This window comes from Gemmatimonas sp. (assembly GCF_046594945.1).
Classification (GTDB): Bacteria; Gemmatimonadota; Gemmatimonadetes; order Gemmatimonadales; family Gemmatimonadaceae; genus Gemmatimonas.
Genome location: NZ_JBKJRB010000140.1, coordinates 18826 through 38521, shown reverse-complemented (window position 1 = coordinate 38521; position 19696 = coordinate 18826). Strand labels below are relative to the sequence as shown.

The 19696-nt window shown below is 65.1% G+C and carries 18 protein-coding genes and 1 pseudogene; 7 read left to right on the top strand and 12 right to left on the bottom strand.

The window, feature by feature from the left end:
• The first annotated feature begins 3 nt into the window (after positions 1-3).
• Positions 4-384, top strand: coding sequence for a transposase (locus tag ACLL97_RS16820; protein ID WP_411281646.1), 381 nt, complete (start codon positions 4-6; stop codon positions 382-384).
• A gap of 332 nt (positions 385-716) precedes the next feature.
• Here ACLL97_RS16820 and ACLL97_RS16815 read toward each other — a convergent pair whose 3' ends face one another.
• Complete coding sequence (locus tag ACLL97_RS16815; protein WP_411281634.1) at positions 717-3473, bottom strand: protein kinase domain-containing protein; 2757 nt, start codon at positions 3471-3473, stop codon at positions 717-719.
• 166 nt (positions 3474-3639) lie between these two features.
• Between ACLL97_RS16815 and ACLL97_RS16810 the strand changes: the two genes are divergently transcribed.
• On the top strand, positions 3640-3864 hold the full coding sequence (locus ACLL97_RS16810; protein ID WP_411281633.1) for a hypothetical protein: 225 nt from the start codon (positions 3640-3642) through the stop codon (positions 3862-3864).
• 185 nt (positions 3865-4049) lie between these two features.
• Here ACLL97_RS16810 and ACLL97_RS16805 read toward each other — a convergent pair whose 3' ends face one another.
• The 7 genes and pseudogenes from ACLL97_RS16805 to ACLL97_RS16775 form a co-directional block, all read right to left on the bottom strand.
• Positions 4050-4517, bottom strand: coding sequence for a DUF2442 domain-containing protein (locus ACLL97_RS16805; RefSeq protein ID WP_411281632.1), 468 nt, complete (start codon positions 4515-4517; stop codon positions 4050-4052).
• On the bottom strand, positions 4510-4758 hold the full coding sequence (locus tag ACLL97_RS16800) for a DUF4160 domain-containing protein (protein ID WP_411281631.1): 249 nt from the start codon (positions 4756-4758) through the stop codon (positions 4510-4512). The genes ACLL97_RS16805 and ACLL97_RS16800 overlap by 8 nt, the downstream gene beginning before the upstream one ends.
• A 286-nt stretch (positions 4759-5044) precedes the next feature.
• A complete protein-coding gene (locus tag ACLL97_RS16795) occupies positions 5045-5260 on the bottom strand; it encodes a tyrosine-type recombinase/integrase (RefSeq protein WP_411281645.1) in 216 nt (71 codons plus the stop codon).
• Positions 5261-5531: 271 nt separating this feature from the next.
• Positions 5532-6008: pseudogene (locus ACLL97_RS16790) on the bottom strand (phage integrase N-terminal SAM-like domain-containing protein); the annotation flags it as partial.
• Between the two features lie 56 nt (positions 6009-6064).
• The gene (locus ACLL97_RS16785) at positions 6065-6835 is read right to left on the bottom strand and encodes an ATP-binding cassette domain-containing protein (protein ID WP_411281630.1); all 771 of its coding nucleotides are present in this window, start codon (positions 6833-6835) and stop codon (positions 6065-6067) included.
• The gene (locus ACLL97_RS16780; RefSeq protein ID WP_411281629.1) at positions 6832-7770 is read right to left on the bottom strand and encodes an ABC transporter permease; all 939 of its coding nucleotides are present in this window, start codon (positions 7768-7770) and stop codon (positions 6832-6834) included. Before ACLL97_RS16780 ends, ACLL97_RS16785 begins: the two co-directional genes overlap by 4 nt.
• Entirely contained in the window at positions 7767-8789 is a 1023-nt protein-coding gene (locus ACLL97_RS16775; protein ID WP_411281628.1) for a sugar ABC transporter substrate-binding protein, read from the bottom strand. Before ACLL97_RS16775 ends, ACLL97_RS16780 begins: the two co-directional genes overlap by 4 nt.
• A gap of 115 nt (positions 8790-8904) precedes the next feature.
• On the opposite strand from ACLL97_RS16775, the gene ACLL97_RS16770 reads away from it, so the two are divergent.
• The 3 genes from ACLL97_RS16770 to ACLL97_RS16760 are packed head-to-tail and all read left to right on the top strand — an operon-like array spanning position 8905 to position 11821.
• Positions 8905-9819 (top strand): serine hydrolase, encoded by a 915-nt coding sequence (locus tag ACLL97_RS16770; RefSeq protein ID WP_411281627.1) that lies wholly within the window; start codon positions 8905-8907, stop codon positions 9817-9819.
• A complete protein-coding gene (locus ACLL97_RS16765) occupies positions 9816-11177 on the top strand; it encodes an MATE family efflux transporter (protein ID WP_411281626.1) in 1362 nt (453 codons plus the stop codon). The genes ACLL97_RS16770 and ACLL97_RS16765 overlap by 4 nt, the downstream gene beginning before the upstream one ends.
• A complete protein-coding gene (locus ACLL97_RS16760) occupies positions 11174-11821 on the top strand; it encodes a hypothetical protein (RefSeq protein WP_411281625.1) in 648 nt (215 codons plus the stop codon). Before ACLL97_RS16765 ends, ACLL97_RS16760 begins: the two co-directional genes overlap by 4 nt.
• Here ACLL97_RS16760 and ACLL97_RS16755 read toward each other — a convergent pair.
• Both ACLL97_RS16755 and ACLL97_RS16750 read right to left on the bottom strand, forming a co-directional pair.
• On the bottom strand, positions 11772-13184 hold the full coding sequence (locus ACLL97_RS16755; RefSeq protein WP_411281624.1) for an MATE family efflux transporter: 1413 nt from the start codon (positions 13182-13184) through the stop codon (positions 11772-11774). The genes ACLL97_RS16760 and ACLL97_RS16755 overlap by 50 nt on opposite strands.
• Before the next feature lie 15 nt (positions 13185-13199).
• Positions 13200-14228 (bottom strand): DUF4097 family beta strand repeat-containing protein, encoded by a 1029-nt coding sequence (locus ACLL97_RS16750; RefSeq protein WP_411281644.1) that lies wholly within the window; start codon positions 14226-14228, stop codon positions 13200-13202.
• A 276-nt stretch (positions 14229-14504) separates the two neighbouring features.
• On the opposite strand from ACLL97_RS16750, the gene ACLL97_RS16745 reads away from it, so the two are divergent.
• On the top strand, positions 14505-15740 hold the full coding sequence (locus ACLL97_RS16745; RefSeq protein WP_411281643.1) for a M28 family metallopeptidase: 1236 nt from the start codon (positions 14505-14507) through the stop codon (positions 15738-15740).
• Between the two features lie 11 nt (positions 15741-15751).
• On the opposite strand, the gene ACLL97_RS16740 is transcribed toward ACLL97_RS16745, so the two are convergent.
• Together ACLL97_RS16740 and ACLL97_RS16735 are read right to left on the bottom strand one after the other, a co-directional pair.
• A complete protein-coding gene (locus ACLL97_RS16740; protein WP_411281623.1) occupies positions 15752-17248 on the bottom strand; it encodes an amidase in 1497 nt (498 codons plus the stop codon).
• A gap of 54 nt (positions 17249-17302) precedes the next feature.
• Entirely contained in the window at positions 17303-17698 is a 396-nt protein-coding gene (locus tag ACLL97_RS16735) for a thiol-disulfide oxidoreductase DCC family protein (RefSeq protein ID WP_411281622.1), read from the bottom strand.
• A 150-nt stretch (positions 17699-17848) separates the two neighbouring features.
• Here ACLL97_RS16735 and ACLL97_RS16730 point away from each other — a divergent pair, with 150 nt between their 5' ends.
• A complete protein-coding gene (locus tag ACLL97_RS16730; RefSeq protein WP_411281621.1) occupies positions 17849-19684 on the top strand; it encodes an ATP-binding cassette domain-containing protein in 1836 nt (611 codons plus the stop codon).
• Positions 19685-19696: the final 12 nt, after the last annotated feature.

Here is a 19696-nt window from a genome sequence, read left to right as displayed (position 1 = left end):
CGATTGAGCGGGTGTGTCCAAGAGCACGTGACGTTCATGGCGTTGTGCGGCATGACGGCGCCGCACTTCACGACCATCGCCCACTTCGTCAGCTCGCTTCGCGACGACATCGCGAAGGTGTTCGCCGCCGTCTTGGCCGTGTGCGACGGCCAGGGCCTGATCGGGCGGGAGATGTTTGCCATTGATGGCGTGAAGTTGCCGAGTAATGCGTCGAAGCATCGGAGCGGCACGCGCGCCGAGTTTACGCGGCGGGCGGAGAAATTGGAGACCGCCGCCAAGACGATGCTGGACCGGCACCGTGAGACCGATACGTCCGAGCTCGAGCCCGATGTCGCGGCCAAGACCAGCGAACGGATCGCGCGGCTCACACGAGATGCGGAGTAACTGCGCGCGTGGTTGGCGACGCATCCCACGGATCGGCACGGGCCGACGGGCGGATTACGCAAGAGCAACCGCACCGACAACGACAGCGCGAAGTTGGCGACCGACAAGGGCGTTTTTTCTTCGCCAATCGGGCGAGCATCCGTAGGCGCAGTCGTCCCCATCATGAAAAGCGAGCACGGTATCCGGCCAACCGTCTCGTGCCAAGACTTAATGCGAGCTCGGCACCTCGGCCATGAATCCGACCATCCGTTTCGCGATCGACTCCGAGCGTCAGGAACACGGAGTCCTTCAGAGGAACGAAACCAGCGCTTCTCAAATGTAAGTCCAATTTCTTACTGCTTCAGCTTCGCCCGCAGCTCGTCGAAGAAGTTCTCCACCACCACCATCGTGGGCCGTCCGGCCATGTCCTCCCAACTTCTATCGCGGACCATGAGGAATCGCTGATCGTCGGGCGTGATCGCAAAGGTGCCCTGCGCGAGCGAACCCGAGCGCACTCGATCTGGAATCGCGAAGAGAACCCTGGGCGGTTCGGCTACAAAGGGTGGCCCCGGACTAATGCGGACGACAAACATGCTCTTCCCACGCACGTAGAACAGCTCGCGCCCGTTGTGCGCCCACAGCGGAGCGCTGCCACCGCCGGTCGAGACTTGCCACTTGCCGCCGCTCGCGTCGGGGAACGGGCGGACGAACACCTCGTACGCGCCCTGCTCGTTCGACACGTACGCCAGCCAGCGGGAGTCCGGCGACAGCACTGAGCCGCCTTCGTCATAGCGAGTGGTCACGATCTGCCGTGCCACGCTATCCACTCCCGGCTGCGCCGCCAACACGTCGCCGTCTGAGGATGCTCCGGTCGCGCCGAGCACGACCCAGCGGCCATTAGGGCTTGAGAAGCCGTCGGTGGGCGCGTCCTTCCCCCAGAGCAGCTTTGGCTCGCCCGTCCCGTCGACGGATTGCTGCCACAAACCGAACCGGCCGGTCTGGCGGGTTGTTTGAGGCGGGATGGTACGGTCGGAAAGAAAGGAGATGGCTCGCCCTTCGTCGGTCCACATAGGCGCTCGGTCGATCGCAGGGTCGAGCGTGAGCCGTGATAAAGGACCCTTGGGCAGCTGCTTGATCCAGATGTCGGTGCCAAGCTCGGTGAGCAGTGAGAGCGCGATGCGTCGTCCGTCGGGCGACAGGGCGACTCCCCAGCCGGTCGGAAGGTCCGCACGGTTGTAGAATCCTCCCGTGTTCACCTGCCACGAGGAATCCACCGGTTCGATGCGCCCGTTCCTGTCCACCCACACCAGCGCGGCATTGGGTTTTGGGCCCGGCGCGAATTCCGGCGCTCCAAGCAGATAGAGCGCGGTCCCCTCACGCGACACCACGAATCCCGGCGCTTGGATCCCGTCCAGGATCGGCACCGCCTTGGCGGTCGCAGAAAGCGTGGTGTTGTCCCAGCGAGCCGCCATGAGCGTCCCCGCGCTGGTGAGGTAGAGCACGTGCCCAGTGGGGACGTACCACGCACCGACGGCGTCTTTGAAGAGTTCGAGTATCGTGTCCTTACGCGCGTCGTACGCGTACACGCGACTCGGCCGACAGCTCACCGGCCCCACACAGTTGGTGAGGTGGGCCGTGAACAGGATCCCGCGGGCGTCAGGGAGGGCCGACGGAAGCCACGGATACCGCCCGCCGAGCTTCGCCGGCGAGACAATCACTTGTGCCTTGACGTCGCCGGAACGGAGGCGCCGGAGGGTATGGGTCGTGAGGTCGTATAAGACGATGGAGCCGTCGGACAACCACGCGCCCTGATTGTAGGTAGGGTCGACGGACTCAGCGAGCGTCAGCGAGGCGCCGCCGGTGACCGGGACCTTGCGCATCTGACCATTCGCGAAGAATCCGATCCACGCGCCGTCGGGGGAGAAAAACGGTCCCGACCCACCTTCCGTACCGACCAACGGGCGCATGGTGACTTCGTCGCGGCGCTTTATGTACAGTTGCCCAGGTCCAGTCAGCGGATGGCGGAACACCAGTGAGGCTCCGTCCGGCGAGAAAGCCGTCTCCACCCGTAACGTGATGCCATCGGGAGCGCCGGAGGTGCTGAGGGACGTGGCGTATCGCGCCACGGACCTCGCGCGCGTCGGACGGAGCCATCCCCACGCCGCCACCACGGCGGTCAGCACGATCACCACGCTCAACGCGGGCACAACGAATCGGCGTGACGACGGGCCGAACGTTGCGGCCGCCGGCGCGCGGGCCGGATTGTTGAGCGCGTCGGAAAATGCCCGCGCGCTATCGAAACGGTCGGCGGACAACTTCTCCACCGCTCTCGCGACCGCCGCGGCGACGTGCGGCGGCACCGACTTGCGCAACTCTCGAACGGGCCGGGCGTCGTCCGTCACGATCTTCATGATGATCGCCTGCGCCGACGAGCCGGTGTGCGGAGGATCGCCCGTGAGCATCTCGTACAGCATCGAGCCCAACGAGTAAATGTCCGAGCGGTGGGTGATGTGCCTGTCGGCCGTCGCCTGCTCGGGCGACATGTAGTGTGGTGTCCCGAGTGACAAACCCGTCTCCGTCATTCGCCCACCTGCCGCCGCACTGACCGCCAAGGCAATGCCGAAGTCCGCCACGATCGCGCGACTGTTGTGCAGGAGAATGTTCTCCGGCTTGATGTCGCGGTGGATCACCCCCTGCATGTGCGCGTACTGCAGCGCGTCCGCTACCTCGGTGGTGATTTTCACCGCCTCGTCGATGCCGAGCTGTCCCTCGCGATTGAGCTTGTCCCTGAGTGTCTCGCCTTGGATGTACGGCATGACGTAGTACAGGAATTCCGTACCGCCGCCTTGCGCTGCGGTCGTGTTGCCGCTGTCGTACAAGGGCAGAATGTGCGGGTGCTGCAGCTGCGCCGTGGTCTTGATTTCCTGCACGAACCGATCGGCGCCGAGTACGGCGGCCAACTCGGGCCGCAATACCTTCAGCGCGACCTTACGGTCGTGCTTCAGATCCTCGGCGAGATACACGGTGGCCATGCCGCCTTCACCCAAGCGGCCCGTAATGCGGTAGCGATCGGCGAGGGCCGCGGAGAGCCGCTCTGTGACATCAGCCATCTAGTCTCGCCCTTCGACACGGGGGCCTGTTCGTCGGATGGGAAGCTCGCTTGTAATAGCGAGCACGATCAAGAGGCCGAATGTACGCCCCGTTGCGGGGATCGTCGAGTCGACCTGAGTCTTTTCGGCACGGGACGCGATCTCTGGTGCCGCTGCTGAAACGGGTATGCGCGGCGTGCGCGGTGCCTATGCCGCCACCGTAGCGTGGCTCACCCCCGCCCATGTTCACGGCGGACACGCACCCACCGTCGTCGCGCAGTGCCATGGCGTGATGGATGCCGCCTTTCTTCAGCATCCTGAACGCCTCGTCACGGGTCCGCCGCGCGTGTCCCAGCTCCCGACGCAAGTGAGGATCAACAACGCCAAGGACCAGACGGCGGTCATCGGCTAATATCGAAAAGCTGGCGCCCACTGGGTATGCGGCGTGAGCACCCTCGAAGTGATCGCACGTCCTGCCCCAATACGACCGGATTTCTATATTTGAAGGCACCAATGCGTTGTTGAAAATGCCGCGCGCGATTGTTCGCATCACCGCACACGCCGACTCGGTGCGTTCTACAGCCTCAACGCTTTGCGTTAGACCGCGATCTTGCGCCGGGTGGTCGGTGCCGCACGCGCCGCGGACTTTCGCGGCCGGCCGCCTTTCGCCCCGTTAACTCGCGCCGCGGCCGCCTTCGCCTCCGACGTGGCGCGCCCGGCCTCCGCGGCCAGATGCCGCACCCGTTCAGCGGGGTCGACCGCCGCCAAGAGCAACCCTGCCACGCTCAGGTCGATATCGAGCGCCGCCCAGCGCAGGCCGCCGCCAGAGGCGGACAACGCGACCTTCGCCAACTCACCCGGGGTCGCGCGACGTAACGCCGGAATCGAGCGGACCGGAAAGGCGAAGACGACGCCACTCGACAGTTCCACGACGATTCGCGCGTGCGCGCGATCGAACCGGACGGTGCGCGCCCGATGGCCGCGCTTCCGGGCGGAGTGTTCCGCCGCTCGGGCCGGCGGAATCTGCCGAAGTATCTCGGCGTCGCTCAAGGCGTGATCAGCCATGGTAGGTTCTCCACGATTGCGTAAGCAGCGGCAGGTGTGCTTCCACTAGGCGAACCGCCGCGATGACGTCCGCGGTCCGCATGCGATACACGGTACGGATGGCCAATGCCCGACCCTCCAGGGGCAACAGGATCACCACTTCGGCCCCGGCGCGCGACACGTGCACATGCGGCGGGCCGTGTTCGCGGGGCGGCAGCAGAATGCGTACCTGAAAGCCATCGGACTCAAGGACGGTCGGCATGTACAGCGTACACTAAACCCAGCTGCTGGGTTTCACCAGTATTCGCGCCTAGCGTTGATGAGCGCGGTCTCACGCTCATTCACCTGCGGGGAATACCTGCGAAGCGGATGCTACACAGGCACCTTCCGGCAGAATATCGAAAACGTGCCTTCCTGCGCGTTACTCCGCAAGCCACGACGCCGCAACCACTTCGCCCGCAAGCCGCCGTGAGTGCCATTTCCGTTTAGGCTGCGAGCGCGGCAGCCTAAACGGACTATGGCTGGAGGGTCGCTTGGTTCGCACCCCATCACCGCCCAACGTCGAGTGGGCTCCGCACTCCCAGCCCACCGCGGTTCAGCACGTGCGTGTACAGCATCGTCGTTCTCACGTCTTTGTGCCCCAACAGTTCCTGCACGGTCCTGATGTCCGCTCCCGACTCCAGTAGGTGGGCGGCAAAGGAATGCCGGAACGTATGACAGCCGACGCGTTGGGCAACTCCGGCCGTCGCGGCGGCAGCAGGCACCGCACGTTGCAGCACGGTCGGGTGAATATGGTGGGTCCGCCGCGTATCGCTCTCGCGGTGCCAGTACTCGCGCGGCGGGAAACACCCAGCACCAGCTCCAGTGCCGTGAGGCGCGCGGAATCTTCCGGTCCAGCGCGCCAGGCACCTCGACGAAGCCGCCACCGCGGGCGGCTCGCTTCGCCATGATCGCTCGAACCCGCGTGAGATGGGCGCGCAGGGGTGCGCCCACCGCACCGGGCAGCACCGTGACCCGGTCTCGCTGTCCCTTGCCGCGCCGCACCCGCAGTTCGCCGCGTTCAAAATCGAGGTCCTTCACGCGCAGTTGACAGCACTCCTGCAGGCGCAGGCCGCTCCCGTACAACAGCTGTGCCATCAGCAGCGAAGTGCCGGTCAGACAGGACAGCACCCGCTGCACAGCCTCCCGCGACAGCACTTTGGGGAGGGTCGTGGGCTTCCGCGCCGGCACGACTCCGGACATCGCCGCCAGTGGCTGCTCCAACACGTCCCGATAGAGGAACTGCAGCGCCGCCAGTGCCTGGTTCTGCGTGGAGGCCGCCACGTGCCGCTCGCGCGCCAGATACGTCAGGAAGTCTCGCACCTGCACGCCGCCGAGCGTGGCGGGATGCTGCAGGCTATTCCATCGCACATAGCGCACGATCCAATGCACATAGGCCTGCGTCGTGCGCGGACTGTACCGGCGCACGGATGCCCGGTCACGGACAAGGAGCAACAGACGTGAGGGCGACATGCCGTACTCTGCACCCGCCGTGACCCGACGCCGTCATCACAACGTTGCGCGCCGCATCACTCGGACGCACGGGAGTTCGCACCATCGATGGCGCCCGTCATCACCGCCACCGCATCCGCCATCCCGATCTCGAGTGTACGCAGCAACGCCGCCCGTTTGCCCAGTCGCTGGATGTGAATGCGATCGGCCAGTTCGAACACGTGCGGCATGTTGTGGCTGATCAGAATCACGCTCAATCCCCGATCGCGCACGCGCTTGATGAGGTCGAGCACCATACCGCTTTCCTTCACTCCGAGCGCCGCCGTAGGTTCATCGAGAATTACCACGTGCCGCGCGAAGGCCGCGCTGCGCGCTACCGCGATACCCTGACGCTGTCCACCGGAGAGTGTCTCCACGGCCTGCGTAATGGAGCGAATACCAATCCCTAGTTGCTGCAGCTGCTCCGCTGCCTCACGCTGCATTCGGGGTCGATCGATGAGTCGTAGCACGGAACCGGCCAACCCCGACCGACGATGCTCACGACCCAGAAACAGATTCTCGGCGATCGACATCGCGGGCGCGAGCGCGAGATCCTGATACACCGTTTCGATGCCAGCGCGACGGGCATCGATGGGCCCGTTGAAGTGTACGCGTGCGCCATCGAGCCATATCTCGCCGTGGTCCGGAATCGTGGCGCCCGAGAGCGCCTTAATGAGCGACGACTTGCCGGCGCCATTGTCGCCAATCACGGCCATGATCTCGCCGGCGCGTACTTCGAAGTCGGCGCCGTCGAGCGCCGTGACCTGCCCGTAGCGCTTCACGAGGCCGCGCCCTTCCAGTACGGTCACGCTTTTCTCGACCATTGGTCCGTCGCCACCGCCAAAATGACCAACACGCCCGTGACGAGAATCTGATACACCGACGACACGCCCATGAGCGTGAGTCCATTGCGGAACACGCCCACGATCAGCGCACCCACCAATGAGCCCACGACAATGCCACGTCCGCCAAACAGGCTGGTGCCGCCCAACACCACGGCCGTCACGGTATCGAGATTTTCTGTCTGGCCGCTTTGCGGATCGCCCACGCCGGTGCGCGCGATCGACAGCAATGCCGCGACACCGGCAAAAAGTCCCGACAGCATGTACACGCTGAGCAACACCCGATTGGTGTTGATACCAGCCAGTCGTGCGGCCTCGCAGTGGTTGCCAACCGCATACACATGTCGCCCCGCCGCGGTCTCGCGTAGCAGCACGAAGGCGAGCGCGTACAACACCAGCATGGCGAGGGCTCCGTACGCGATCGGCGTGTTGCCCACGCGTACGCTGGTGCCGAGCCAGGTAAAGAGTGGTGGCAAGTCGGTGAAGGTCTGCGCGCGTGACATGAGCTGCGTGGCGGCAAACGCGATGTTCATGGTCCCGAGCGTGACGATGAAGGGCGGCAGCTTGATGCGCGTCACGAGCAACCCGTTCACCATGCCGGCTACCGTGGTCACACTCATGCCACCGGCGATGGCCATTGCGGGATGCCAGCCGTGCTTCACCGCCAGCATACTCATCGAGATCGAACCGAGCGCCATGATCATGCCACAGGCGAGGTCGATGCCACCGGTGAGAATGACCAGCGTTTGTCCGATCGCGAGCACGCCGACCACCATCACCTGGCTCAGCACCAGCGAGAGATTGGCGCCGGTCAGGAATCGCGGGGATTGCAGCGCGAAGAACGTACAGGCGATCAGCAACGCAACGAGCGGACCGGCAAAGGCCAGCCGCCGAATGGTCATTTGTCTCCCCAACAGAGTCCGAGGGCCGTGCTCGCGCCGAGACTGGCCACTCCGGCCACGCTGTCCTTGGCAATGAGCTGCACGCCGGTATCCACGTACCCCGACGCCTTCTTGCCGGTCTTGACGAAGGCCATCGCGGCTTCGACACCCAGTTCGGCCATGCGCAGCGGGTACTGCTGCGCGGTGGCCGTGAGCGCGCCGCTTACGACGTCCTGCACGCCGCGGCAGCTGCCGTCGACCGACACGATGAGCACGCCCTTCGCCTTGCCGGCCTTCCGCAGGGCGTTGAACGCCCCTGCCGCCGACGGCTCGTTCACCGTGTACACCACATTGATATCGGGATGCGCCTGCAAGCAATTCTCCATCGCCGTCTGTCCCTTCGCCTGATCACCCATCGCGTCGGTCATGCATACCACTTCAGGCGGCTGGGCGAGTTCGTTGCGCGTCTTCTCGTACGACGGGAGCCCGAAGCCGCTCAGGAAGCCGTTGTGGCGTTGCGCGCTGGTGGGATGGCCGGGAATCAAATCCAACGTCGCGATTTTGGCTGGCGTCGCTCCAAGGCGCGCTCTGGCATACTGGCCAATGAGCTGCCCGGCGCGATAGTTGTCAGTGGCGAACAGGGCGTCGGTGGCATCCACGGGGTCGGTGGGGCTGTCGAGCGCGATCACCAGGATGCCGGCGTCACGCGCCTTCTTGATGGCCGGCACAATGGCTTTGGAGTCGCTGGCAGAAATCAGTATGGCCGTCGCGCCGGCGGCCATGAGATTTTCGATGGCGGTGACCTGTCCGGCGTTGTCACCATCGGAGCGCCCCGCGGCAGCGATCAACGTGGCGCCCTGTGCCGCGGCCGCCTGCTCCGCCCCTTCCTTCATCTTCACGAAGAACGGGTTCGACGCGGTCTTCGTGATCAGCCCGATCACCGGCGTGCTGTCAGCCTTGGGCGAGCAGGCGAGCAGCAGTGGGAGGGCGACGGCGAGGAGACGCCGAGGGGCCAGACGGGGCAGGGGATAGATGCGCATAGGCAAGGAAATCAGCACGCAATCGCGATTTGGGCAAGAGAGGCTACCCGCAATCGCCACGGGTGATGGCGGCCGGTGATTGCGTACGGCCGCGAGTCATGGCAGCCTTCCCACCATGCGACTCTCTTCCTTTCGATGCGCGATGATGCTGGCGGTCGCGCTGGCATTCGTCGGCAGCACCGGCTGTGGACTGATCGGCGCGCGGAAGCCGCTGTCGGTGCGGCAGCAGATCTGGGCGCGCATCGCCAAGGTGCCCGGTGCGCAGGTGTCGATTTCCATGCGTGACGTCGAGCGCGGACTCGCCTTTGATCTGTACCCGGACACCGTGTTCCATGCAGCGAGCCTGATGAAGGTGCCGGTCTTGTTCGCGCTGTATGACGCGTTTGCGACGGGACGACTGCGTCCCGATCAGACGATCCGTCTCGTCAATCAGTTTCGCTCGATCGCTGACAGTTCGACCTATGTGCTCGATCCGGCCGACGACAGCGACAGCACGGTGTATGCGCGAGTGGGACAAGAGGTGGCATTGCGCTGGCTGGCCGAGCGCATGATCACGCACTCCAGCAACCTCGCCACGAACGCGCTGATCACGTTGCTCGAGCCCACGAAGATCACGGCGCTGGCGCGAGAACTCGGCGCCAAGAACACCCTGGTGCTGCGCGGCGTGGAGGACACGCCAGCGTTCCGAAAGGGCATGAACAACGTCACGACGGCCAGCGACATGGTGATGCTGTTCATCGCGCTGCAGTCGCGACGGGTCGGCGACAGTACCGCCACGGCCGACATGCTTCACATTCTGGAACAGCAGGCCTTCAATTCGCAGATCCCAGCGGGACTGCCGCCGGGAACACCGGTGGCACACAAGACCGGCAGCATCACCGCGACACGTCACGACGCAGGGTTGGTGTACCCGCCGGGAAAGGCGCCGTACGCGATCGCGATTATGACCCGCAATATCGCTGATCCACAGGTCGCCGACGCGCTCGCGGCAGACTGCTCACGCCTCATCTGGGAGTGGCTGGCCAAGTGAACGATCTCACGACCGGCTCCGTCCCCCGTCACATTCTGCGCCTCGCCGTACCGATGGCGCTGGGGATGCTCTTTCAGACGCTCTATTTTCTCGTCGACCTCTTTTTCGTCGCGCGACTCGGCGATGCCGCGGTGGCCGGCGTGAGCGCGGCCGGCAACGTGCAGTTCATTATCATGTCGTTCACGCAGATTCTCGGTGTCAGTACGATGGCGTTGATCGCGCATGCGGTCGGTCGAAAGGACCAGCCCGACGCCAATCTGGTGTTCAACCAGAGCGTGCTCTGGGCATTCGTGTGCGGCATTGCCACGCTGGTGGGCGGCTACGCGCTCTGTGATCGCTACATGAGCGCGCTGGGCTCGAATGCCGACACGGTGGCGGCCGGTACGTCGTATCTGCGCTGGTACATCCCGGGACTCGCGCTGCAGTTCGCGCTGGTTTCCATGGGGAGCGCATTGCGCGGCACGGGCATCGTGAAGCCCGGCATGCTGGTGCAAATGCTTACGGTTGTACTCAACATCATCTTTGCTCCGATCTTGATCGCCGGGTGGGGCACCGGACGCCCGCTTGGCGTGGCCGGCGCGGGGCTGGCGAGTTCACTGGCCATTGCGATCGGCGTGATCGCGATTTTGATCTACTTCGTCCGGCTCGAACACTACGTCACGTTCCAGCGCGCACGGTTGTCAGTACGCACCGACGTCCTGAAGCGTATGCTCAAGATCGGTGTGCCACCGGGGGCAGAGTTCGCGTTGATGTTCTTGTTTACGGCGGTGATTTACACGGCCATCAAACCGTTCGGTCCCGAAGCGCAGGCCGGCTACGGCATCGGCTCCCGTCTCATGCAGTCGATGTTCTTGCCTGCGATGGCCGTTGCATTCTCGGCGGCCCCGATGGCCGGGCAGAACATGGGGGCCGGGCATCTCGATCGCGTGCGCGACACGTTCAAGTGGGCCGCGATCATGGGGAGCATTCCAATGGCGCTGCTCACGCTGCTCTGCCAGTGGCGACCGGAACTGCTGGTGCTTGGATTCACCAAGGAAGCGGCGGTGGTCGCGGTAGCGACGCAGTTCCTCGGTATCATTTCTTGGAATTTCGTGGCTACTGGATTGAACTTCACGTGCGGTGGCATGTTCCAAGCGCTCGGCAACACGATGCCGTCGTTCATTGCCAGCGCGACGCGCCTCGTCACCTTCGTCGTGCCGGTGTCTTGGCTGTCACATCGTCCTGGCTTTCAGATCAAACAGGTATGGTATCTCGCGGTGATCACGATGACGCTGCAGGCGGTTTTCACCCTGCTGCTGCTGCGCGGGGAGCTGCAGCGCAAAGAGGTGACGATGGCATCGGCGCGGTTGGCGATATGAGGCGCGCCGCGGCACCGCGACCGCTCCGCGGGGCGTATCAAGGGGTCGTAATGCTCGTGCTGGGCGTGGCCGCCGCCTGTCGTCCATGGGCGCCGTCATCGCCGCCTGAAACCGCGGCGCAGTTCTACACGCTGATCGACGGACTCGGCGTACGCGGCGTTCCCGACTCGCTCGCGCTCGACGCAATACGGCCGTATCTCGATTCTGCGCTGGTGCGCCTTCTCACCGAGGCGCGACACGAACGCGACAACGCGTCGCGTCGGGCGTCAGATGAAAAGCCACCGTTTGTGGACGGCGACCTATTCGGCAGTCTTTTCGAGGGGAACACGTCATTTGCGATTCGCAGCATTACGACGCACGGTGATACGACGTTCGCCGTCATGGCGTTCACCAATGCGAGGCAGCCACCCACGGTGAAGTGGGCGGACACACTAGTGATCTTGGCACGCGCGAACGCGACGCCCAAGAGTCCGCAGTTTGTGATCGCCGATTTGCGCTACGGCGCCGGCTGGGACTTCGGCCATCGCGGCACGCTGGTCGGGAATCTTCGCGGCGCACTGTCGCCCGACAGGGCGACGGTTGCACCTCCTCCCGTTACACCCGCTGCGTGCGCCACGCCCCCCTGCGGAACATCACTGCACTGACCACCGCCAGCAGCGTATAAGCGGCCAACACCGATACGAACACGGCGTGTGAGCCCATGCCGGTTTGCGTGGTGAGCACCCACGCCAGCGGCAACTCGAACGCCCAGAACACGGCGATGTTGATGTTGGTGGGGGTGCGCGTGTCACCCGCACCATTGAAGGCCTGCGTGAGTACCATGCCGAAGGCGAAGAACGGGAAGCCGGCCGCCATGATGCGCAGGCCGTACACGGCCACCTCGACCACTGCCGGGTCGGTCGTGAATCCCGCCACGATGGGCCGCGCGAAGATCACGAAGATCGCGCCCATAAGCCCGAGGAACGCCACGTTGTAGCGCGCGGCGGTCCATACGGCGCTGTTGGCGCGATCGGGATTGCGCGCGCCGAGTGCTTGACCCACCATGGTGGCGGCAGCGTTGCCGAGTCCCCACGCGGGCAGCATCGCGAACATGATCAAGCGGACCGCAATCGTGTAGCCGGCCATGGCCGAACTGCCGAACGACGCCATCAGGCGAATCAGGACCATCCAACTCAAGCTGCCGATAAGTACCTGAAACGTCGCGTTCACGGACAGTCGGAGCATCGCGCGCATGGTGTCGAACTCCAACACGAAATGCTCGCGTGTCACGCGCAAGTGTCCTGATCCGCGCATCAATCGCCAGAGCGCGTAGCACACGCCGGTGCCACGCCCGATCGTGGTGGCAACTGCCGCCCCGGTCACGCCCAATTGCGGGAACGGACCCACACCGAAGATCAGCATGGGGCCGAGCACGATGTTGATGGCGTTCGCCAGCCAGAGCACGCGCATCGACACGGCCGCGTCGCCCGCGCCGCGGAAGGCCGCGTTGATCACGAACAGCAGGAACGCGGTACCACTGCCACCGAGCAGCACGCGCGTGAACATCGTGCCCGTGGTCAACACGTCGTCGGTGGCCCCCATCGCGGCCAGCAGCGCCGGCGCCGCCAGCGCGCCGGTCACGCCGATCACGATCGACGCGATGACACCCAGCGTGATCATCTGCACCGCAGCGCGGGCCGCGCCGTGCGCGTCGCGTTCACCGACACGACGGGAGACCACGGCGGTACCGGCAATAGCCAGCCCCATCGCGATCGTGTACACGACGATCATCATCGACTCGGTGAGCCCCACGGTGGCCACCGCGCTCGCGCCCAGTCGCGCTACGAAGAACACATCGGACAGCGCGAACAGACTCTCCATGATCATTTCCAGCACCATCGGAATGGCGAGGAGGAAAATGGAGCGACCGATCGGCCCCGTGGTGTAATCGTGCGTGGTGCCTCGCAGTGCGCTACGTACTTCGTGCCACCACGGCCTGGTGTCGTGGCCCTGCGCAATTTCGTGCATAGCGCGAACGCTCAACTACATACCCGACCGGCGCAAGCGGACGGATCCAGATCCGGTTTCGACCACCACGCGTCCGGCGCCGTTCCCGATCGTGCCACGAAGATGGTGCCGCTCCATCGTTCGGGTGCGCACGGCGAAGTCGGTCGTGATGCTCCCACTCCCCGTCTCGATATCCACCTCGGCCCCGAAGTCGACAGGCAGTGTCATCGTCACGCCGCCGGAACCGGCGTCGACGCTCAACGACCTCGGTGACGAGACCATGTCGAGCGACACGCCACCGCTTCCCGCGTCCACCGATACGTCGTCGGCCGACACGCGCCCGAGCCGCACACTGCCCGATCCGACATCCACCGTAAGCCGCTTGCACGACAGCTCGGTTGCGGACACGCCGCCAGAGCCCGTGTCCACGGTGCACTGGTCACCCGACACGCGATCGAGCGACACGTCCCCCGATCCGTTGTCGACTGAGAGGCGACGACCGCGCGTGCCGCGCAGCGACACACCTCCGGAGCCCGCATCGACGATCAGCGTACCCCGTGTATCGGTAGCCGCCACGCGAGCCGATGCCACGTCGAGCCGCAAATCGCTGTCCACGTCCGTTGCGCTCATTTCCCCCACCAGCAGATAGCTGTCGAGCGCTGTGCCGTCGGGCACGAGCACGCGGATGTCGGCCCACGCCTCGAGGCCGCTGCCCGAGCTCTTCACCCGCATGCGTTGACCGTCTCGGTCGCGCCAGCCGTCGCCTCCCCACGTGCCGTCATCGCGAATACGCGTCTCGGTGCTGCCACTCCAGCGCCGCTCGCGACCACCACGATAGACCACCTCATCGTCGGGGTAGATCACGCGCACCGTGGGCAACCCGCGCACGGTCCCGGTCTCGATACGCAAGCGGTCAGCGTCCGGCCCCCGTTTGGTGATCTCGAATTGCACCTCACGACGGTCACCGCGAACGATGCGCACGTCACCGGCCACGTTATATAGCGCCACGTGCGCCCCGCTGAGCGTGCGGCGCTCGGTCTGCGCGGCGAGCGCTACTGGCAGCATCACCGATAGCGCGACATACGCGCGAAGTCGTGCGCCGAAGCGGGCGGCGCCCAAAACGGTTGCGCACGGTGTCGACCGAGCGGAGCTTGAAGGGGCGGTAAGCATGGGGATCGTGGTAAAGAATTGAGAAGTGACCTCAACGCTTGGATGCCCCAGCCCGTCAGAATGGTTTGAAGCTCCCGCCACGTTTTCCTTTCCACTCGCCCCACCATACGCACGATGCGCACAATTCTATCCCTGTCCGTGTCAGCTGTCGTGGCCGCGCTGGCGTCCGCCATGGCTACCTCGCCGCTGCTGGCCCAGAAGCCGGTGCTGCCCACGGCGGTCGCCCCGATCGATTCGGCCGATCCGGTCGCGCTGATGGTCGCGCGCCTCGACCTCGAGCAGTACAAGGCCACGCTGAAGGGGCTCACCCAGTTCGGAGACCGGCGTCAGGGCACCAAGCGCAACCGCGACGCGGTGGACTGGATCGAAGCGAAGCTCAAAAGCTACGGCTGCACGAACACCGAGCGCATTGTGTATCGCTACGAGCCGCCCACGTTGGCTGAGCGTCCCGCTACCCCTCCACCGGCCGCTACGCCACCGGCAGCCGGTCAGCCTTCGCTGCGACGGGTAGGACCGCCGGCCACGCAAGCATCGGGCGGTGGTCGTAACCGCGGCATTCGTACGCGGACCGGGGTGAACGGTGATTCGTTGTTGCAGCCCGATCCGCGACTCCGCGCGCTGAATGCGGAGCCGAGCACGCCGGGCGAGCGCCAAGAAGTGTATTGCACCAAGGTCGGCACTACGCATCCGGAAGAGATGTACATCGTGGGCGGTCACATGGACGGCATCGGGTGGGGGGAAGCCGTGAATGACGACGGCTCGGGCACGGCGCTGGTGATGGAGCTCGCCCGAGTGTTCAACAGCCCCGACGTGCAGACTGAGCGCTCCATTCGCTTCGTGCTCTGGAACAACGAGGAGACGGGCCTGAACGGTGCGCGCGCGTACATCGAGCAGCGCCAGAAGCTGCAGGGCATTGAAGAGCCCAAGGGCTCGCGAAAGTATCCCGAACCCAAGTGGCTCGGCATGATTCAGCATGACATGATGATGTTCGACCACGGGATGCCGAAGGCCGATGGCACGATCGCCAAGGAGCAGCGACCGGAAGCCGATGTGAATATCGAGTTCCAGATCAACTCGAAGATGTGGAAGGCGTCGTCGGAACTCGCCTGGGCATTGCATCAGTCCAACTCGAAGTACGCCACCGACTACCCGGCGCAGGTCGGTCCACACATGACCAACACCGACTCCGGTCCGTTCCAGGACATTATTCCGGCGATCAGTCTGCGCGAGAACGAGCGTGGCACGCAGGTGGGCAGCGGCTGGAATCCGCATTGGCATCAGCCCACCGACGTGTGGTCCACCTTCAGCGATAAGGATTTCCGCCTTGGCCTCAATGCCGCACAGACCACGCTCGGTGGCGTCGGTAGGCTGGTCGGTGCCACGCTGAAGTCCGCGAACAAGATGTAATTACGATGTAGCTACACCAGCGGCGGGATGCGCCCCGCCCACGGGCGGGCGCGTTCCAGCTGACCAGCCACACGAAACAACGTGGCCTCGTCGCCGAAGCGCGAAACCAATTGCGTGCCGATCGGCAATCCGGTTGCGTTCCAATGCAACGGCACCGACATCGCGGGCTGTCCTGTGACATTGAACAGTGGCGTGTACGGAATGAAGCCGTACACTTTCTTCGCGGTCTCATTCAAGAGACCGGCCGCCTTCAGTACACCACCGAGTCCCAGCCCGGCGACCACGCGTAACATCGCGCGTTCAGCCGCCGACGGCTGCAGCGCCCCGATCGTGAACGGGGGCGCGCCGAGGGTGGGCGTGACCAGCACGTCGTAGGAGGTGAAAAAGCGGCCTACCGTGCGACCTGCGACTTGCAGCAGGCGCACCGACGTCGCGTAATCGGATGCACTGGCCGCCTTGCCCACGAGTCCGAGCGCCCACGTAGTGAGCTCCACGTCGTCGGATCGTGGAGCGCGTTTGAGCTGCTCACCGATCCACTCAATGTCCGCGCGCGCCTCCGCCGCCACGACCGTGAGAAAGGCCTGCGCCAGCCGTTGGCCATCGATCACCGGTTCAGCGCGCACTACGTCGTGCCCCAGCGATTCAAGTAGCGCGGCCGCGTCTTCCAGAGCCGCGACGCAGTCGGGATGGACGGTGCTACCGAAAAACGGCGTGATGGTCACAGCAATACGCAGCCGACCCGGTTCGCGCGTGACCTCCTCCAAATACGGTCGCTCCTGCGGCGGGCAGGCCACTGGTGGGCCCGCGTCTTCGCCGGCCGTGGCGTCGAGCATGGCGGCGGAATCGCGCACGCTGCGGGTGATCACATGCTCCTGCACGAAACCGCGCCACGCGTCGCCGATGTCGGGACCGGTGGGCATGCGACCGCGTGTGGGCTTGAGGGCGAATACGCCGTTGCACGATGCGGGAATGCGCAGCGATCCGCCCCCGTCGCCGCCATGCGCGATGGGGACGATGCGCGCCGCCACGGCCGCCCCTGAACCACCGCTTGAGCCACCCGGAGTCTTGGTGAGGTCCCACGGATTGCGCGCGGGGCCCAACGCCTCGCTCTCGGTATACGGGGTGAGGCCGAGTTCCGGCGTGTTGGCCTTGCCGATGAATACGGCGCCGGCACCGCGATACCGCGCCACGAGTTCACTGTCGTGATCGCGCGTGATGGCCTGCAACACGCGCGTGCCGTCGCTGGTGGGGACGCCGGCGATGGTCGTCATCAGATCCTTGATCAGCATCGGCACGCCGGCAAAGGGCGCCTCGAGATCGACCGTGGCAGCCATGGCGCGTGCCATCGCCTCGAGCGGACGGACCACCGCATTGAGCCGAGGGTTGCGGGCGGCCATGCGGGCGAGGGCGGCCTCGGTCACCTCGGACGGGCTCAGTTCGCGACGGCGTACCAGGTCGGCGAGGCCAAGTCCATCGAGCCCGTCGTATTCGGGGAGCGGAAGAGACATTGCGCAATTGTCGCGACGGCTGCCGCTAAGCGCCAGAGTTGGCTCGACGGCCGGTCAGGGCAGAAACCGGGCCCGCTCGTCAGGGGTGGGCAGTAGACAGGCAGGGGCGGCAATGTCGAAGCGCCGCCGAGCGATCAGGTCGTAGATCGCGTCTCGCAGCACACGGGGGACGAGCCGGCCGAGTCTGGCGACCACCACCCAGAGGCCTCCCAGATGGGCTGTAGCGGCCAGCGCGGCCGCGCTCCGCACGCGCACGGCGGGAGCGGCGGGGTCGTACCACACCACCGAGTCCACCCCGGCCAATTCGGGAAATTGCTCGCGAATGCGGCTGCCGAACTGTCCCTGCAGTGGCGCGAACGCGAGACGGGACCGAGCCGACGCGGGCTCATGCCGCAGCACGAACTGCACGCTGCCGGCACAGAATCCACAGTCCCCATCGTACAAGAGCACCGATCGGGAATCCGTTCGGGAATCCGATCGGGAATCCAAACGGGAATCCGAAGCGGGCGTGTCCGTCGCATTGGCCATGTCTGCAAGCTACTGTGCGGGATGTCGCTCGTATCGTTGCAGGACGTCAGGGTCGCTTTCGGGGGTCCCCCCGTGCTCAATCACGCCGATTTCGCCATCGAGCGGGGGGAGCGCGTTTGTCTGCTGGGCCGAAACGGCGCCGGCAAGAGCACGTTCATGAAGGTGCTCGATGGCACCCAGGCGCCAGACAGCGGCGCCGTGGTGAAGCTGGGGGGCGTGACGATGGCGCGCTTGGATCAGGAGATGCCGCTGGCGCTCACGGGCTCGATGTTCGAGCTGGTGGCGGAAGGGCTGGGTGATCGCGGTCGTCTGCTCACCGAGTATCACGCGGCGTCGATTCGCGTGAGCGTGGATCACTCCGAGGCCGCACTCCGTGAACTGGACCGACTGCATCGCGCCCTCGATTCGGCCGATGCGTGGCAGCTGCACATCCGCGTAGAGACGGTGCTCGAGCATCTCGCGCTCGACCCTGAGGCGCGCATTGAGCACGCCTCGGGTGGGCGCACCCGACAAGCCTTGCTGGCGCGCGCGCTGGTGTGCGAGCCCGACCTGATCCTCCTCGACGAGCCCACCAACCATCTCGATATCGAAGCGATCGAGTGGATGGAAGAGTACCTCACGTCGCGCGGACTGACGCTGATCTTCGTGACGCACGATCGCGCGTTCCTGCGCCGCGTGGCGACGCGCATCGTGGAACTCGATCGTGGTCGAATGGTGGACTTCGGCACGGACTACGACACGTACCTCGAGCGAAAGGACGCCATGCTGGCGTCGGAAGCGAAGACGTGGGACGAGTTCGACAAGCGATTGGCCAAAGAAGAAGTGTGGATCCGCACCGGAATTCAGGCGAGACGGACGCGCAACGAAGGGCGCGTGCGCGGTCTCGAGGCGCTGCGCGTGGAGCGGTCGCAACGGCGCGAACGCGTGGGCACGACGCGCGCGCAAGCGCAGGACGCCGAGCGCTCCGGACGCATGGTGCTGGAAGCGAACGCGATCAGCTTCACTCACGGTGCCAAGCCGATTGTGCGCGAACTGACCACCACGATCATGCGCGGCGATCGCGTGGGATTGGTGGGGCCGAACGGTTGTGGCAAGACCACGCTCATCAAGTTGCTCCTGGGCGAGCTCACGCCGCAGAGCGGCACGATCCGTCACGGTACGAATCTCGAGATCGCGTATTTCGATCAGCGGCGGGAACAGCTCGATCCCGAGCGCAGCGTGTTCGACAGCGTCGCGGACGGGGCCGACTTCGTGTCTATTGGCGGGCAAGAGCGACATGTGAACGGCTATCTGCAGGATTTCCTGTTCACGCCGGATCGCGCGCGGACGCCGGTGCGTGCGCTGAGCGGCGGTGAGCGAAATCGCTTGCTGCTGGCCCGACTGTTCACGCGCTCGTTCAACGTGCTGGTGCTCGATGAACCCACCAACGACCTCGACATCGAAACGCTCGATGTGCTCGAAGCGCTCCTGACCGCCTTCAGCGGCACACTGTTGTTGGTGTCGCACGATCGCGCCTTTCTCGATGCTGTGGTCTCGAGTACGCTGGTATTCGAAGGGAACGGTGTGGTGCGCGAGTACGTTGGGGGGTATACCGACTGGCTCCGTCAGCGACCGGTGCCGGCGGTGGTGACCGCGGCCCCACCAAAGCGGGTGGACGTTCCCAACGCTCCGAAGGCGAAGCGGCGCAAATTGTCGTACAAGGAAGGCCAGGAGTTGGCCGTGCTCCCCGATCGCATCAGCACGACTGAACAGGAGCTGGAACAGGGGTATCGCTCGCTCGCCGACTCCGCTGTCGTCCGTGACCCAGCCGCCCTCGGCGCCGTCCGTAGCCGTGTGGCGAAACTGGAGGCGGCGATCGCGGCGATGCTGGCCCGTTGGGAAGAACTGGAAACGATCGCTTCCGAGTAGATCGTCGCATGC